Source organism: Oxalicibacterium sp., assembly GCF_035565035.1.
Lineage (GTDB): Bacteria > Pseudomonadota > Gammaproteobacteria > Burkholderiales > Burkholderiaceae_D > Oxalicibacterium.
Genome location: NZ_DATMTD010000103.1, coordinates 1 through 15,076, shown reverse-complemented (window position 1 = coordinate 15,076; position 15,076 = coordinate 1). Strand labels below are relative to the sequence as shown.

General features: G+C 58.4%; 14 protein-coding genes. 7 read left to right on the top strand and 7 right to left on the bottom strand.

The features are described 5' to 3' along the window. Positions 1-29: 29 nt before the first annotated feature. Positions 30-1,073: a type IV pilus twitching motility protein PilT gene (locus VN114_RS09930; RefSeq protein ID WP_325514416.1), complete on the bottom strand. Its 1,044-nt coding sequence runs from the start codon at positions 1,071-1,073 to the stop codon at positions 30-32. Between the two features lie 99 nt (positions 1,074-1,172). Here VN114_RS09930 and VN114_RS09925 point away from each other — a divergent pair, with 99 nt between their 5' ends. Together VN114_RS09925 and proC are read left to right on the top strand one after the other, a co-directional pair. After that, complete coding sequence (locus VN114_RS09925) at positions 1,173-1,880, top strand: YggS family pyridoxal phosphate-dependent enzyme (RefSeq protein WP_325514414.1); 708 nt, start codon at positions 1,173-1,175, stop codon at positions 1,878-1,880. Then, entirely contained in the window at positions 1,867-2,694 is an 828-nt protein-coding gene (gene proC / locus VN114_RS09920) for a pyrroline-5-carboxylate reductase (protein WP_325514412.1), read from the top strand. Before VN114_RS09925 ends, proC begins: the two co-directional genes overlap by 14 nt. Positions 2,695-2,767: 73 nt before the next feature. On the opposite strand, the gene VN114_RS09915 is transcribed toward proC, so the two are convergent. The 6 genes from VN114_RS09915 to recG form a co-directional block, all read right to left on the bottom strand. Beyond that, positions 2,768-3,160 carry an RcnB family protein gene (locus VN114_RS09915; RefSeq protein ID WP_325514410.1) on the bottom strand — a complete coding sequence of 131 codons (393 nt, stop codon included), beginning with the start codon at positions 3,158-3,160 and terminating at the stop codon, positions 2,768-2,770. A gap of 138 nt (positions 3,161-3,298) precedes the next feature. Beyond that, the gene (locus VN114_RS09910) at positions 3,299-4,720 is read right to left on the bottom strand and encodes a DHA2 family efflux MFS transporter permease subunit (protein ID WP_325514408.1); all 1,422 of its coding nucleotides are present in this window, start codon (positions 4,718-4,720) and stop codon (positions 3,299-3,301) included. Between the two features lie 5 nt (positions 4,721-4,725). Further along, positions 4,726-5,139: a VOC family protein gene (locus tag VN114_RS09905; protein WP_325514406.1), complete on the bottom strand. Its 414-nt coding sequence runs from the start codon at positions 5,137-5,139 to the stop codon at positions 4,726-4,728. Between the two features lie 108 nt (positions 5,140-5,247). Continuing rightward, entirely contained in the window at positions 5,248-6,102 is an 855-nt protein-coding gene (gene ubiA / locus VN114_RS09900) for a 4-hydroxybenzoate octaprenyltransferase (RefSeq protein ID WP_325514404.1), read from the bottom strand. 5 nt (positions 6,103-6,107) lie between these two features. Continuing rightward, positions 6,108-7,055 (bottom strand): hydrogen peroxide-inducible genes activator, encoded by a 948-nt coding sequence (locus VN114_RS09895; RefSeq protein ID WP_325514401.1) that lies wholly within the window; start codon positions 7,053-7,055, stop codon positions 6,108-6,110. Positions 7,056-7,088: 33 nt separating this feature from the next. Continuing rightward, positions 7,089-9,194, bottom strand: a complete 2,106-nt coding sequence (gene recG, locus VN114_RS09890) for an ATP-dependent DNA helicase RecG (RefSeq protein WP_325514399.1) — start codon at positions 9,192-9,194, stop codon at positions 7,089-7,091. Positions 9,195-9,374: 180 nt separating this feature from the next. Here recG and queA point away from each other — a divergent pair, with 180 nt between their 5' ends. The 5 genes from queA to secF all read left to right on the top strand — a co-directional run bounded on the left by queA (position 9,375) and on the right by secF (position 14,954). Beyond that, complete coding sequence (gene queA / locus VN114_RS09885; RefSeq protein ID WP_325514397.1) at positions 9,375-10,400, top strand: tRNA preQ1(34) S-adenosylmethionine ribosyltransferase-isomerase QueA; 1,026 nt, start codon at positions 9,375-9,377, stop codon at positions 10,398-10,400. Beyond that, complete coding sequence (tgt, locus tag VN114_RS09880; RefSeq protein WP_325514395.1) at positions 10,394-11,524, top strand: tRNA guanosine(34) transglycosylase Tgt; 1,131 nt, start codon at positions 10,394-10,396, stop codon at positions 11,522-11,524. Before queA ends, tgt begins: the two co-directional genes overlap by 7 nt. A gap of 90 nt (positions 11,525-11,614) precedes the next feature. Continuing rightward, positions 11,615-11,944 (top strand): preprotein translocase subunit YajC, encoded by a 330-nt coding sequence (gene yajC, locus VN114_RS09875; RefSeq protein ID WP_325514393.1) that lies wholly within the window; start codon positions 11,615-11,617, stop codon positions 11,942-11,944. A gap of 85 nt (positions 11,945-12,029) precedes the next feature. Next, complete coding sequence (gene secD, locus VN114_RS09870; protein WP_325514391.1) at positions 12,030-13,892, top strand: protein translocase subunit SecD; 1,863 nt, start codon at positions 12,030-12,032, stop codon at positions 13,890-13,892. A gap of 117 nt (positions 13,893-14,009) precedes the next feature. After that, entirely contained in the window at positions 14,010-14,954 is a 945-nt protein-coding gene (gene secF / locus VN114_RS09865; protein WP_325514389.1) for a protein translocase subunit SecF, read from the top strand. The last annotated feature ends 122 nt before the right edge of the window (positions 14,955-15,076 follow it).

Here is a 15,076-nt window from a genome sequence, read left to right as displayed (position 1 = left end):
TCGGATTCGTACCTCGCGAATTCACGCACTTATCCCGGGAAATTTTCCGGCGTCTTGGCTGCCGCGCGCGCGGTCGAGGCGGAAATCACATTGCGGCGCACCAGATCGGTCAGATTGCTGTCCAGCGTCTGCATGCCGACGTTGGAGCCGGTCTGGATCGCCGAATACATCTGTGCGATCTTCGCTTCGCGAATCAGGTTGCGGATCGCCGGCGTACCGAGCATGATTTCATGCGCAGCGACGCGGCCGCTGCCATCCTTCGTTCTCAGCAGCGTTTGTGAGATGACGGCCTGCAGCGATTCGGACAGCATCGCGCGCACCATTTCCTTCTCTTCGCCGGGGAAGACGTCGATGATACGGTCAACGGTTTTTGCCGCGGACGAGGTGTGCAATGTACCGAACACAAGGTGGCCGGTTTCCGCCGCGGTCAGCGCGAGGCGGATGGTTTCCAGATCGCGCAATTCGCCGACGAGGACGATGTCCGGATCTTCACGCAGCGCCGAGCGTAGCGCGTTCTCGAATGAATGCGTGTGCGGTCCGACTTCGCGCTGGTTAATAAGGCATTTCTTCGGATCGTGCACGAATTCGATCGGGTCCTCGATCGTCAGGATGTGCGCGTATTCGTTTTCGTTGATGTGATTGACCATCGCCGCCAGCGTTGTCGATTTTCCGGAACCGGTCGGGCCGGTCACGAGCACGAGGCCGCGCGGTTTCAGTGCCAGGTCGGCAAAGATTTTTGGTGCGTGCAGATCTTCCAGGGTCAGAATCTTGGATGGAATCGTTCGCAGGACGGCAGCAGCGCCGCGTTCCTGGTTGAATGCGTTGACACGAAAGCGCGACAGGCCGGGAATTTCGAACGAAAAGTCGACTTCCAAACGGTCTTCATAGACCTTGCGCTGGCCATCGTTCATGATGTCGTACACCATCGCGTGCACGTCTTTATGTTCGAGCGGCGGCAGGTTGATACGGCGTACGTCGCCGTGTACGCGGATCATCGGCGGCAGGCCCGATGAAAGATGCAAGTCGGACGCCTTGTTCTTGACCGAGAACGCGAGTAGTTCGGAAATGTCCATTTATAATCCCTGAGCCTGCCTGTTGGGTGAAGCGCGCGGCTATTGGCGGCGCGACCAATTGCAAAATCCTGCGAATAATTGCCTTAAAGAACTTTGATTATGTCTGCAATACGTCAGAACTTGCAAGCCGTGCGTCAACGGATTACCGAAGCTGCGGACAATGCGCAACGCGACGTGCACGGTATTGAGCTGCTGGCCGTTTCCAAGACCTTTGGTGCGGACGCGGTAATCGATGCGGCCAGTGCCGGCCAGCTCGCGTTCGGCGAGAACTATCTGCAGGAAGCGCTGGATAAAATGGCAACAATCCGGCAAGCGCGTCCCGATCTGCAACTGGAATGGCATTTCATCGGGCCGATCCAGAGCAACAAGACACGGCCGATTGCCGAATATTTCGACTGGGTGCATTCGGTCGATCGCGAAAAAATTGCACAGCGATTGTCCGATCAGCGTCCCGATCATTTGCCGCCACTGAATATCTGCCTGCAGGTCAATATCAGCGGAGAGGCGAGCAAGAGCGGTGTGATGCCTGATGAAACTCTGGAGACGGCACAAGCAATCGCTGCGTTGCCGCGTATTCGGTTACGTGGCTTGATGGCAATACCGGAACCGGAAGGCGATATGGCACAGCAGCGTGAACCGTTTCATCGAATGAACGAATTATTCAACCAGTTGCGTGCGAGCGGCCTGCAGCTGGACACCTTGTCGATGGGCATGTCGGCCGACATGCCTGCGGCGATTGCCGAAGGTGCGACGATTGTGCGCATCGGCTCTGCCATTTTTGGAACCCGGGACTATGCAAAAAAATAAGTTGAAAATCACCTTCATTGGCGGCGGCAACATGGCCGCTGCGCTGATTGGCGGCCTGGCCGGCAAGCTAACTGCCGCAGAGAATATCCATGTCGTTGACCTCAATGCCGACGCGCTTGACAGGCTGCAGACGCAGTTCGGTGTACGTACATCGCCGGCAATCGACGCCGCAGTCGCCGACAGCGATGTCGTCGTGCTGGCGGTCAAGCCGCAGCAGATGAAGGATGTGGTGGCACAACTCGCACCGCATATCGGTTCGCAATTGATTTTGTCGATTGCGGCCGGCATCCGCGCCGTTGATCTATCGCGCTGGCTGGGCGGGCACAACGCGATCGTGCGCACGATGCCGAACACGCCGGCATTGATCGGCAAGGGTGTCACCGGTCTGGTGGCGACGTCGGGTGTCAGCACGGAACAGCGTGCCGCCGCCGATGCCGTCCTGCATGCAGTCGGCGAAACGGTCTGGCTGGAGGATGAGGAGTTGATCGATTCGGTGACCGCGGTTTCCGGCAGCGGTCCTGCCTACGTTTTCTATTTCATCGAAGCCATGCAGCAGGCCGCGCAGGAGATGGGATTGACGTCGGCGCAGGGCAACGCGCTGGCGATTTCCACCTTCGTCGGCGCGGCGCAACTGGCGGCGCAGTCGAGCGATCCGGTGTCGGTGTTGCGCGAGCGTGTCACCTCAAAGGGGGGAACGACGTATGCCGCTTTGACCAGCATGGAGCAAAGCGGAGTCAAGGCAGCAATCGTCAAGGCCATGAAAGCTGCCGCAGCGCGCGGCAAGGAGCTTGGCGAAGAATTCGGTCGTGATTGAATCTGTATAAAAAGCCAAAAAAGCCGGGTATCCAATTTGGATATCCGGCTTTTTTAACGACAGTCGCAGAGTTTTAATTGCTCAAAACGATTTGCGCAATGATGCCGGTTGTGATGGCGACCAGTACGTAATCCGGACCGGTCTGTACCCAGTGATAACCGCGTGGCGGTGCCTTCAGATGATGACCGCGCCAGTTGTCGACGACATATTCATGGCGACGGTATTCCGGCGCCAGACGCTGGCCGCGGTAGAAGTCGTGACGAGGACCAGCGCCGCGGCCATCATGACGGTAATCGTGGCGAAAATCATGACGAGAATCATGACGAGAAGCATGATGGTAATCGCGATGATGGCGGTTGTCGTGATGCGGGCCGCGATGGTCGTGATCATGATCGTCGGCAAAGGCCGATCCCTGCGCGGCAAAAGCGGCAGCGATGATCGCTGCGGCAATGAGTTTGTTTTTCATGCGTTTCCTTTTTGTTGTGATCGGTCAGCAGCGTCGTTCGTGCGGGCGCCTGCAGATGACAACGCAATTAAAGACGTTTTGGTTGTCACGTTCCAGACCGATTTCGGTAAGCGCTGTTACAGAATGTATCCGCCTCGATCAGGAAACCGTGACTTGCCCGCGACTGACACTGTCACCATCGTTCGGACGCAGAACCCAGAACGACAGAGACGACAACACTGTCAGTACGCCCAGTGTCAGGAACGCATGATGCAGCGCGCCCATGACTGCCGTGTGATCGGTTTGCGGCAGGCCGCCGAGATACCACGCGGCCACGATGGATCCGAAGGCGAGACCGAAGCTCATCGACATCTGCTGCATCGAACTGGCAATCGTGCTGGCCATGCTGGAATCCTCGACCTGGATGTCGGCATACGCCATCGAATTCATGCTCGAGAACTGCAGTGAATTGAAGAAGCCCTGCGTCAAGCCGAGCATCACGATCAGTGCGATCGGTGTGGCGGACGTGATCTGCGAAAACAGGCAGAGCGTCAATCCGATCATCACTGTATTGACGATCAACACCTTGCGATAGCCGAAGCGTCGCAGCACGCGTACCGAGATCAGTTTCATTCCCATTGCCGCTACCGCAGCCGGCATCATCAGCAGGCCTGACTGCCATGCTGGCAAGCCAAGACCGATCTGATACAGCAGCGGCAGCAGGAACGGCATGCCACCCAGGCCGAGTCGCGTGATGAAACCGCCGACGACCGAAACACGGAAGGTGCGCGTGCGGAACAGCGAAAGATTCAACAACGGGTGCAATGCATTGCGCGCGTGCAGTACATAGGCCGCGAGCAGGCAAATCGACAGCAGGAAAAGAATGCCCGCGGAGGTCGCATCGAGATAATGCTCGCCGAAGATTTCCAGCAGCCATGACAGCAACGCAATACCGGAGCCGAATAGCACGAGGCCGATGATGTCGAGTGGACGCGTTGCCTCGGTGCGGTAATCCGGCATATGGCGGCGGATCATCCACAACGCAACAACACCGACCGGCACGTTGACGAAAAAGATCGCCTGCCATGGCAGCCAGTGCACGATCAGGCCGCCGATCGTCGGTCCCAGTAGCGGCCCGATCAGTGCCGGGATGATGACGAAATTCATCGCCGTCAGTAATTCCGATTTGGGAAAGGTCCGGATGATCGCCAGTCGCCCAACCGGCAACATCATCGCCGCACTGATGCCCTGCAGAATGCGCGCTGCCACCAGCATCGGCACATTGACCGACAGGCCGCACAGGATAGAGGAGAGCGTGAACAGCGTCACCGCAATGCTGAATACGCGGCGCGTACCGAAGCGATCCGCCATCCAGCCGCTGACCGGAATGCAGACAGCCAGGCTCAGGATGTAGCTGCTGACGACTGCCTTCAGGCTGAGCGGCGTCACGTGCAGACTCGCCGCCATCGACGGGACTGCCGTGTTGATGATGGTCGAATCGAGCTGTTCCATGAACAATGCAATGGCCACCACCCAGGGCAGGTAGCGTTTGACGTTCGGATTGTCGGTTGTGTTATCCATGCGCCTTATTTTTCGGTGTATGCAGTGATTGCGTCATAACCCTGTTCGGAAAATTGCACGAAACAGAATCCGTGGCCGAAGGGATCGGCCATCAACGCCAGTTTGCCCCATGCATGCGAGCTGATCGGCTCTTCCAGTACGGCACCTGCGGCCACGGCTTTCTGCACGGCCGGTTCGATCACCTCGACGATCAGATCCAGATGCAACGGCGTCCAGTGACGCGTGTAACGACGGGACTCGGTCACATTGCACGCAGCAGTGCCGGCGGCTTTTTCCAGCAGATAGATTGGCGCCGGACCACCGAGCATTTCAATACAGGAATTGTCCAGCCTGCGGCCTCTGTGCAATCCAAAGGCCGCGCTGTAGAACTGCACGGCCTTTTCCAGATTGTCGACATCGAGATTGACAAGGAATTGCATGGTATTGCCTCCATGACGTTGTACGCGAAGTCATGCGTCGATCCGGTTGGATAAGGCAACTGCAGGAAAATTCCGCTGCGCGTCAAAGTCACAGCATGATTGAAGCGTTCAGCGCAGCAGGTAATCGAACGCCACGCCGGCGAAGATGAAGCCGCCCAGCAAGTTGTTGTGACGAAATGCGAGGAAGCACGCGGCACGTTCGCGTGTACGAATCAGCGTGTAGTGATAGAGCGCACAGGCGACGGCGAGCAACATGCCGGCGGCGAACCACCAGCGCAGGCCGAACTGCCAGCCGATGACGGAAATCAGGCCGAGCGTGATCGCATAGCAGATCATGATGGCGGCCACATCGAAGCGGCCAAAGGTGATGGCGGATGTCTTCATGCCGATCTTCAGATCGTCCTCGCGATCGACCATCGCGTAAGCGGTATCGTAAGCGACCGACCAGAAGATGTTGGCGAACAGCAGCCACCATGCAGCGGCAGGCACGGTGTTTTGCACGGCGGCGAACGCCATCGGAATGCCGAAGCCGAACGCGATGCCGAGATAGGCTTGCGGAATCGCGAAAAAGCGTTTGAAGTACGGATAGCTGGCAGCAATGACGACGGCCGCGATCGACAATTGCTTGGTCAGCGTGTTGAGCGGAATGATGAGTGCGAATGCCAGCAGCGACAGCACCGCCGCGACGTACAGCGCTTCGCGCGGACGGATCTTGCCGCTGGTGATGGGACGATCGACGGTGCGTTGCACATGCCTGTCGAAATCGCGGTCCGCATAATCGTTGATCGCGCAACCGGCCGAACGCATCAGCACCGTGCCGAGAATGAAGATCGTCGCCAGCATCCAGCCCGGTTTGCCGTCGGACGCCATCCACAGTCCCCATAACGTCGGCCACAGTACCAGTCCGATCCCGACCGGTTTGTCGAGACGGATGAGTCGAAAATACAGTTGAAGACGATGCACGGCGATCAGGTTTCCAGCGGTGGTTCGTCGGGCAGCATCGTCACGTTCGGCAGATCGCAGGACAGCAGCGCCTGACGCACCGCTTCGATTGCCGCACCGCGCGTGAAGCTCTTGCGCCATGCGATGACGACACGACGCGACGGCGTCTGGCCCGAAAACGGCACGTAGCGCAGCATGCCTTCCTTCGTGTTCAGGTCCGGCACCGATCCTTCCGGCAGCACCGTGATGCCAATGCCGGACGCGACCATGTGACGGATCGTTTCCAGCGACGAGCCTTCGAAGGTGCGCGCGATGCCGTCACCGGACGTCGAGAAGCGCGACATTTCCGGGCAGACTTCCAGCACCTGATCGCGGAAGCAGTGGCCGTTGCCAAGCAACAGCATGGTTTCCGATTTGAGATCGTCGCTGGAAATGCTTTGACGCTTGGCCCACGCATGATCCTTCGGCACGGCGACGACGAACGGTTCGTCATAGACCGGCTGTACCATCAAGCCCTGATCGGGAAACGGCAGCGCGACGATGACGGCATCGAGTTCGCCCTGACGCAACAGTTCCAGCAATTTGGTGGTGAAATTTTCCTGCAGGACCAGCGGCATTTGCGGCACGCGGTCGATGATGGTCTTTACCAGCGACGGCAGCAGGTACGGTGCGATCGTGTAGATGATGCCGAGACGGAACGGACCGACCAGTGGGTCCTTGTTCTGCTTGGCGAGTTCCTTGATGGCGGCGGTCTGTTCCAGCACGCGTTCGGCTTGCGCGACGATCTGCACGCCGAGCGGCGTCATCGAAATTTCGCTGCCGCCGCGTTCAAACAGCGTGACGCCCAGTTCGTCTTCCAGTTTCTTGATGGCGACCGACAGCGTAGGCTGCGCGACGAAACAGGCTTCAGCGGCGTGGCCGAAGTGCTTTTCGCGCGCAACGGCGACGATGTATTTGAGTTCGGTAAGTGTCATGGTGTGGCTGGAAGGTACGCGAAGGCGTTTATTCTATACCTTCAGGAAATCTTCACGCGAGCCCAGCCAGCGCGCCAGATGCGCTTCGACGGTCACCGGATCGTCGCGCAGCAATTGTTGTGCGACATCGCGTGCGCGCTCGACCAGCCACTGGTCGGTTTCCAGATCGGCGAAGCGCAGCATCGCCTGTCCGGACTGGCGCGCACCGAGGAATTCGCCGGGGCCGCGCAGCTCCAGATCCTTGCGTGCAATCTCGAAGCCGTCGGTCGATTCGCGCATGATGCGCAGTCGTTCCTTGGCGATCGGGCCCAGCGGCGACTGATACAGCAGCAAACACACGCTGGCCGCCGAGCCGCGCCCGACACGGCCGCGCAATTGATGCAGCTGCGACAGGCCGAAACGCTCGGCATGTTCGATCACCATCAGCGATGCGTTCGGTACGTCGACGCCGACTTCGATCACGGTCGTCGCGACCAGCACGTGCACGTCGCCACGTGTAAAGGCATCCATCACCTCCTGCTTTTCCGCCGGCCTCATGCGGCCGTGTACGAGGCCGACGCGCAGATCGGGCAATGCTTCGGCGAGTGTCATGTAGGTATCGGTGGCGGTCTGCAGTTGCAAGGCTTCCGATTCTTCGATCAGCGGACAAACCCAGTACGCCTGCCGGCCTTCCTGCGCCGCTGCATGCACGCGTTCGATCACTTCATCGCGGCGGTTCTGGTCGATCACGCGCGTGACGATCGGCGTGCGACCCGGCGGCAGTTCATCGATGACAGAGACTTCGAGATCGGCGTAATACGTCATCGCCAGCGTGCGCGGAATCGGCGTGGCCGACATCATGAGTTGATGCGGAACAGTCTTGCTGTCGTCGCCCGATCCCTTGTTACGCAGCGTCAGGCGCTGACCGACGCCGAAGCGATGCTGTTCGTCGACGATCGCCAAGCCAAGTTTTGGAATCTGCACATCGTCCTGAATCACCGCGTGCGTACCGATGATCAATTGTGCTTCGCCGGATTCGATGCGTGCCTTGGCTTCAGTCTTTTCCTTTTTCTTCAGACTGCCGGTCAGCCACACGACACGCACGCCGAGCGGTTCCATCCAGCCGGCGATCTTGCGAAAATGCTGGTCGGCGAGAATCTCGGTCGGCGCCATCAGCACGGCCTGATAACCGCTGTCGATCGCCTGCGCGGCAGCGAGCGCCGCGACCACGGTCTTGCCGCTGCCGACGTCGCCTTGCAGCAGACGCTGCATCGGAAACGCCTGTTTCAGATCGACGCGGATTTCATCCAGCACGCGCTGCTGCGCACGCGTCAGCTTGAACGGCAGTTGCTGCAGAAATGCTTTCGACAACGTGCCAGCCTTGTTCAAGGTTGCTGCACCTTTTGCACGACGCGCTTCCTGCGCGCGCTTCATCGACAGTTGCTGTGCCAGCAGTTCGTCAAACTTCATGCGCACCCATGCCGCATGCGAACGGTCGGCCAATGCACTTTCGTCGATATCGGGCGGCGGATTGTGCAGCAGTCGCACCGCCGATTCGAACGGCATGAGGTCGTGTGCAGCGCGTAGCCGATCTGGCAAGGTGTCGTGCCAGTCGACGCGCGTCATCGCATCGACGACGGCCTTGCGCAAAATCGTTTGCGACACCCCTTCGCCGGACGGATACACCGGCGTCAGGCCGACCGGCAACGGCGCACCCTGATTGACCATCTTGTACGAAGGATGGACCATTTCGGCGCCGAAAAAGCCGTGGCGGATTTCGCCGCGCGCGCGGACGCGATTGCCTTCCGCCAGTTGTTTGGTTTGGCTGCCGTAAAAATTCAGAAAACGCATCGTCAGCTGCGCGCTGTCGTCGGCGATCGTCACGACCAGTTGCCGGCGGGGGCGGAAGGCGACCTCGCACGCAGTCACCACGCCTTCGACCTGCACCGGGTGGCCGAACACGCGGGCAGCCCCTTCGATCGTCTTGACCTGCGTTTCGTCCTCATAACGCAACGGCAGATGCAACACTTTGTCGATGTCCGTGCGCAGGCCAAGTCGCGCCAGTTTGTCGGCGATCTTGCTGGCAGCGGACGCGGTAGCCGGAGCGGCGCGCTTGGCTGCGGTTTTCTTTGCGACAGGCGTTTTTTTCGGTGCGGGCATAGTGGGCCGGGACGATGGGCCTGAAATGGGCGGCAGGGCGTAAAATAGCGGGTTTTGCACAATCCGGCGCGAATGAACTTTACGTTCGATGCCATCCGGACAAGATTGCAACCTTAGCAGTTCTGCCGCGCGATTGCACCGGTGATTTTCCGGACCGCGGCCTTCAAGATGACTCGACGCATGTACAGCCTTTCCGATTTTGATTTCGACCTGCCGCAGGAATTGATCGCGCAAACACCGTTGACCGAGCGCAGCGCATCGCGTCTGCTGCATGTCGACGGCGAACGGCCGATTGATCGCTCCTTTGCCGAACTCGTCGATCTGCTGACGCCCGGCGATCTGCTGGTGTTCAACGATACACGCGTGTTGAAGGCGCGCTTCTTCGGTGTAAAGGAAACCGGCGGCAAGGTCGAGGTGCTGGTCGAACGCGTGATCGATAACCGCAACGTGCACGCGCAAATTCGTGCGTCGAAATCTCCTGCGTCCGGTATGAAAATCAAGTTGGCCGATGCGTTCGATGTGATCGTCGGCGAGCGCGCCGGTGAATTCTACGAACTGCAATTTCCCGGAGATGTGTTCGAACTGATCGAAGCGCACGGCCGTCTGCCGTTGCCGCCGTATATCGAACACGACGCCGACGCATTCGACGAAACGCGCTATCAAACCGTGTATGCGAAAACGCCGGGTGCGGTTGCCGCACCGACTGCCGGCTTGCATTTCGATGAAGCGTTGCTGGCGAAACTGAAAGCGAAGGGCGTCAACTTTGCCTATGTCACATTGCACGTCGGCGCCGGCACATTCCAGCCGGTACGCAATGAAAACCTCGCCGAACACAACATGCACAGCGAGTGGTACACGATCGAACAGCAAACGGTCGATGCAGTACGCGCTGCGCAAGCTGCCGGACGCGACGTGATCGCAGTCGGTACCACCAGTCTGCGCGCGCTCGAATCGGCGTCGCAAAGCGGCGCGCTGCAAGCCGGCAGCGCCGACACGCGTTTGTTCATTACGCCGGGCTACACCTTCAAGACGGTGACGCGCCTGATCACCAATTTCCATTTGCCGAAATCGACGTTGCTGATGCTGGTGTCCGCGCTGGCCGGTTACGACACGATTCGCGCCGCTTATGCGCATGCGATTGCACAACGTTACCGTTTCTTCAGTTACGGCGATGCGATGTTTTTAACGACGAAACGACCATGCTGAATTTCAAATTACTCAAGACCGACGGCAACGCACGACGCGGCCAACTGACGGTCAATCACGGCGTGATCGAAACGCCGATCTTCATGCCGGTCGGCACTTACGGTTCTGTCAAGGCGATGTCGCCGCTGGAACTGAACGAGATCGACGCGCAGATCATTCTCGGCAACACGTTTCATCTATGGCTGCGGCCGGGCAACGACATTATTGCCAAGTTCGGCGGCCTGCATGAATTCATGGGTTGGGACAAACCGATCCTGACCGATTCAGGCGGCTTTCAGGTGTTTTCTCTGGGCGACATGCGCAAGATCACCGAAGAAGGCGTGCATTTCAATTCGCCAATCAACGGCGATAAATTGTTTTTGTCGCCGGAAGTGTCGATGCAGATTCAGCGTGTGCTGAACTCCGACATCGTGATGCAGTTCGACGAATGCACGCCATATGAAATTGACGGTCGCGCTGCGACCGCGGACGAAGCGGCCAAGTCGATGCGCATGTCGCTGCGTTGGGCCAGGCGCTCGCTGGATGAATTCAACCGTGAAGAAAATCCGAACGCGCTGTTCGGCATCGTGCAGGGCGGCATGTTCGAATCGCTGCGTGACGAATCGCTGGCGGGCCTGGAAGAACTGAATTTTCACGGTGTGGCAATCGGCGGCCTGTCGGTCGGCGAACCGAAGGAAGACATGATGCGCGTGCTGCAACACGTCGGTCCGCGCCTGCCGGCCAATAAGCCGCACTACCTGATGGGCGTCGGCACGCCGGAAGATCTGGTCGCCGGCGTATCGAACGGCATCGACATGTTCGACTGCGTGATGCCGACGCGCAACGCGCGCAACGGCTGGCTGTTTGCGCGTTTCGGTGACATCAAGATCAAGAATGCGCGTTACAAGGATGACAAGAAACCGCTGGATGAAACCTGCGGTTGCTATGCCTGCCGCAATTTTTCGCGCGCGTATCTGCACCATCTGCACCGCACCGGCGAAATCCTCGGTGCACGGCTTAATACGATCCACAATCTGCACTATTACCTGGACCTGATGAAACAGATGCGCGAGGCGATCGGCGAAGGGCGTTTTGCGCTGTTTGTCCGGCAATTCCATGACGACCGCGCACGCGGCGCCGGCTAGTTTTTCCGGTAAAAGCCGGAGGGTGCTGGAAAGGAATTTTCCAGTGCTAAAATAACCGACCATTTTTATTACTACAACCTGGAGCAACTCGTGTTTATTTCCAACGCATACGCAGCATCAGCCGCAGCCAGCGGCGGCATTCTGGGTAGTCTGACCCAGTTCGCGCCTATCGTCCTGATGTTCGTCGCGCTCTACTTCCTGATGATTCGCCCGCAAATGAAGCGTCAGAAAGAACACAAGGCGATGGTCGAAGCGGTCGCCAAGGGCGATGAAGTCGTGACAGCCGGCGGTGTTCTCGGCAAGGTCACCAAGGTTTCCGATGTCTACCTGTCGATCGAAGTGCAGGACGGTACCGAGCTCATCATCCAGAAAAGCGCCGTATCGACGCTGCTGCCAAAAGGCACGATCAAGTCGCTGTAATGAATGCAAACCCCACCTCCGGTGGCCGGACGTGGGGTTTGATTTTCTTCCGAGCATTATCTGAAGTACTACCACCGAATCAACTATGAATCGCTATCCCCTCTGGAAGTACATTACGATCGCCGTCGCGCTCGTGCTGGGCGTGCTGTACACGATCCCGAACTTTTTCGGCGAATCGCCTGCAGTGCAGATCAGCAGCGGCAAGGCGACCGTCAAGATAGACAGTTCGCTGATGACACAAGTCGAGGCTGTCCTGAAAAGGAACAATCTTGAGGCGGATGGCGTTTATTACGAAACGATCGGTACCCAGGGAACGGTGCGCGTACGCTTCCACAATACGGATGAACAGTTCAAGGCCAAGGGCGCGCTGGAAAAAGAGCTGAACGCCGATCCTGCCGATCCGACATATCTGGTTGCATTCAACCTGCTGCCGAACACGCCGTCCTGGCTGCAGAGCCTGAACGCGCATCCGATGTTTCTCGGACTGGATCTGCGCGGCGGTGTGCACTTCCTGATGCAGGTCGATACCAAGGCCGTCATGAACAAGCGCATCACCGGCCTGCAAAGCAGTGTGCGCGCCGTATTGCGCGACAAGGATGTGCGCCACAGCGGCATCGAGCGCGACGGCGACAATATCAATATCGCGTTCCGCGATGCGGCGACGCGTGACAAGGCGCGCACCGCATTGACCAACGAATTGCGCGAACTGGCGCTGGTGGATGCCGGAACCGGCGACGATCTGAAGCTGGTCGCTTCCCTGCAGCCAACCGCTCTCAAGCAGACGATTGAAGACGCCGTCCAGCAAAACATCACGACGCTGTCCAATCGCGTCAACGAACTGGGCGTGACCGAACCGCTGATCCAGCGCGAAGGTGCGGATCGCATCGTGGTCCAGATGCCTGGTGTGCAGGACGTTTCCCGCGCAAAAGACATCATCGGCAAGACCGCCACGCTGGAAGTGCGCCTGGTCGATGAGACGGTCACGCGCGGCACCGAAGCGACCGCAGCCGTGCCGTTCGGCTCCGAGCTGTTCAAGGTCGGCAAGAATGCGCCGGTCGTGCTGTACAAGGATCCGATCATCACCGGCGAATACATTTCCAGCGCATCGGCCGCCTTCGACCAGAACCATCAGCCGGCAGTCGCGATCGACCTGAACGGCGACGGCGGTCGTCGCATGCGCGAAGCCACACGTACGCGCGTCGGCAAGGCCATGGCGATCGTGCTGTTCGAAAAGAACAAGGGTGAAGTGCTGACGGTGGCGACGATTCGTGACGAACTGGGTGCGCGCTTCCAGATTACCGGCATGGAATCTGCCGAAGCGGCCAGCGATCTGGCGTTGCTGTTGCGTGCAGGTTCGCTGGCGGCACCGATGGAAATCATCGAGGAACGCACGATCGGCCCGCAACTGGGTGCAGAAAACATCACGAAGGGTTTCGATTCGACGCTGTACGGTTTTATCTGCATCGCGATTTTCATGATTGTTTATTACCGCATGTTCGGCTTCTTCAGCGTGTTTGCGCTGGCGGTCAACGTGATGCTGCTGATCGCACTGCTGTCGCTGCTGCAGGCGACATTGACCCTGCCGGGTATTGCCGCTATTGCACTGACGCTCGGTATGGCGATCGACGCCAACGTGCTGATCAACGAGCGGATACGTGAGGAACTGCGAGCGGGGCATGCGCCGCAGACGGCGATTTCGATCGGTTTCGAACGCGCATGGGCGACGATTCTGGATTCCAACGTCACCACGCTGATCGCCGGTCTGGCATTGCTGATTTTCGGTTCCGGCGCGGTGCGCGGTTTTGCAGTCGTGCACTGCCTCGGTATCCTGACGTCGATTTTCTCGTCGGTCGTGGTATCGCGCGGTGCCGTCAACCTCTGGTACGGACGCAAGAAAAAACTGACGTCGGTATCGATCGGTCAGGTCTGGAAATCGAAAGAATCGTGATGATGAGCGGCGGGTGCGCAGCGTTGCGTACCTGTCGACATCGGTAGTGCGCCGACTGTTCGAAATGAATCAATGAAGTAACCCGCAACGAAGCATCGTTGCAATGAGAGGAATGTGATGGAGTTTTTCCGCATCAAGAAAGATATCCCGTTCATGCGTCATGCGTTGATTTTCAACGTGATTTCCGCATTGACGTTTGTCGCCGCCGTTTTTTTCCTGCTGCACCGCGGGCTGCATCTGTCGATCGAGTTTACCGGCGGCACGGTGATGGAGGTGGCGTACACGAAGCCGGCGAACATTGAAGGTGTACGTACAAAGATCGCCGAACTGGGCTACACCGACATGCAGGTGCAAAGCTTCGGTACGGCACAGGATGTACTGATTCGTCTGCCGGCGCAAAAGAATGTCGATTCTGGCCAGTTGAGCGAACGTGTGATCGGTGCACTGAAAGCACAGGACGAAACGGTGACCTTGAAACGCGTCGAATTCGTCGGTCCGCAGGTTGGTGACGAATTGACGCATGATGGCCTGATGGCGCTCGGCATGCTGGTGATCGGTATCGTGATCTATCTGGCATTCCGCTTTGAATGGAAGTATGCGGTGTCGGCCATTCTCGCGAACTTGCACGACGTGGTGATCATTCTCGGCTTCTTCGCATTTTTCCAGTGGGAATTCTCGCTGACGGTGCTGGCCGCAGTGCTTGCAGTGCTCGGTTATTCGGTGAATGAATCGGTGGTCGTATTCGATCGCGTGCGCGAAACCTTCCGCGATCGCAAGCATGGCAAGATGGCCGTGCCGGATGTGATGAACCATGCGATCACCAGCACAATGTCACGTACGGTGATCACGCACGGATCGACGCAACTGATGGTGCTGTCGATGCTGTTTCTCGGCGGTCCGACCTTGCACTATTTTGCGTTGGCATTGACGATCGGTATCTGCTTCGGCATTTATTCGTCGGTGTTCGTTGCGGCGGCGCTGGCGATGTGGCTGGGTGTGAAGCGGGAAGACATGATCAAGCCGGTCAAGGAAAAGGTCGAGAACGACGGCGCGGTTGTGTGACGCTGCGTTCCTTGCGAATGAAAAAAGCCGGTTGTTGCCGGCTTTTTTCATGTTGTTTTCGAGGGCGATATCAGGATTTGTCGTCGGACAGATGTGCGTACAACTTGCCCAGTTCTTTTTCC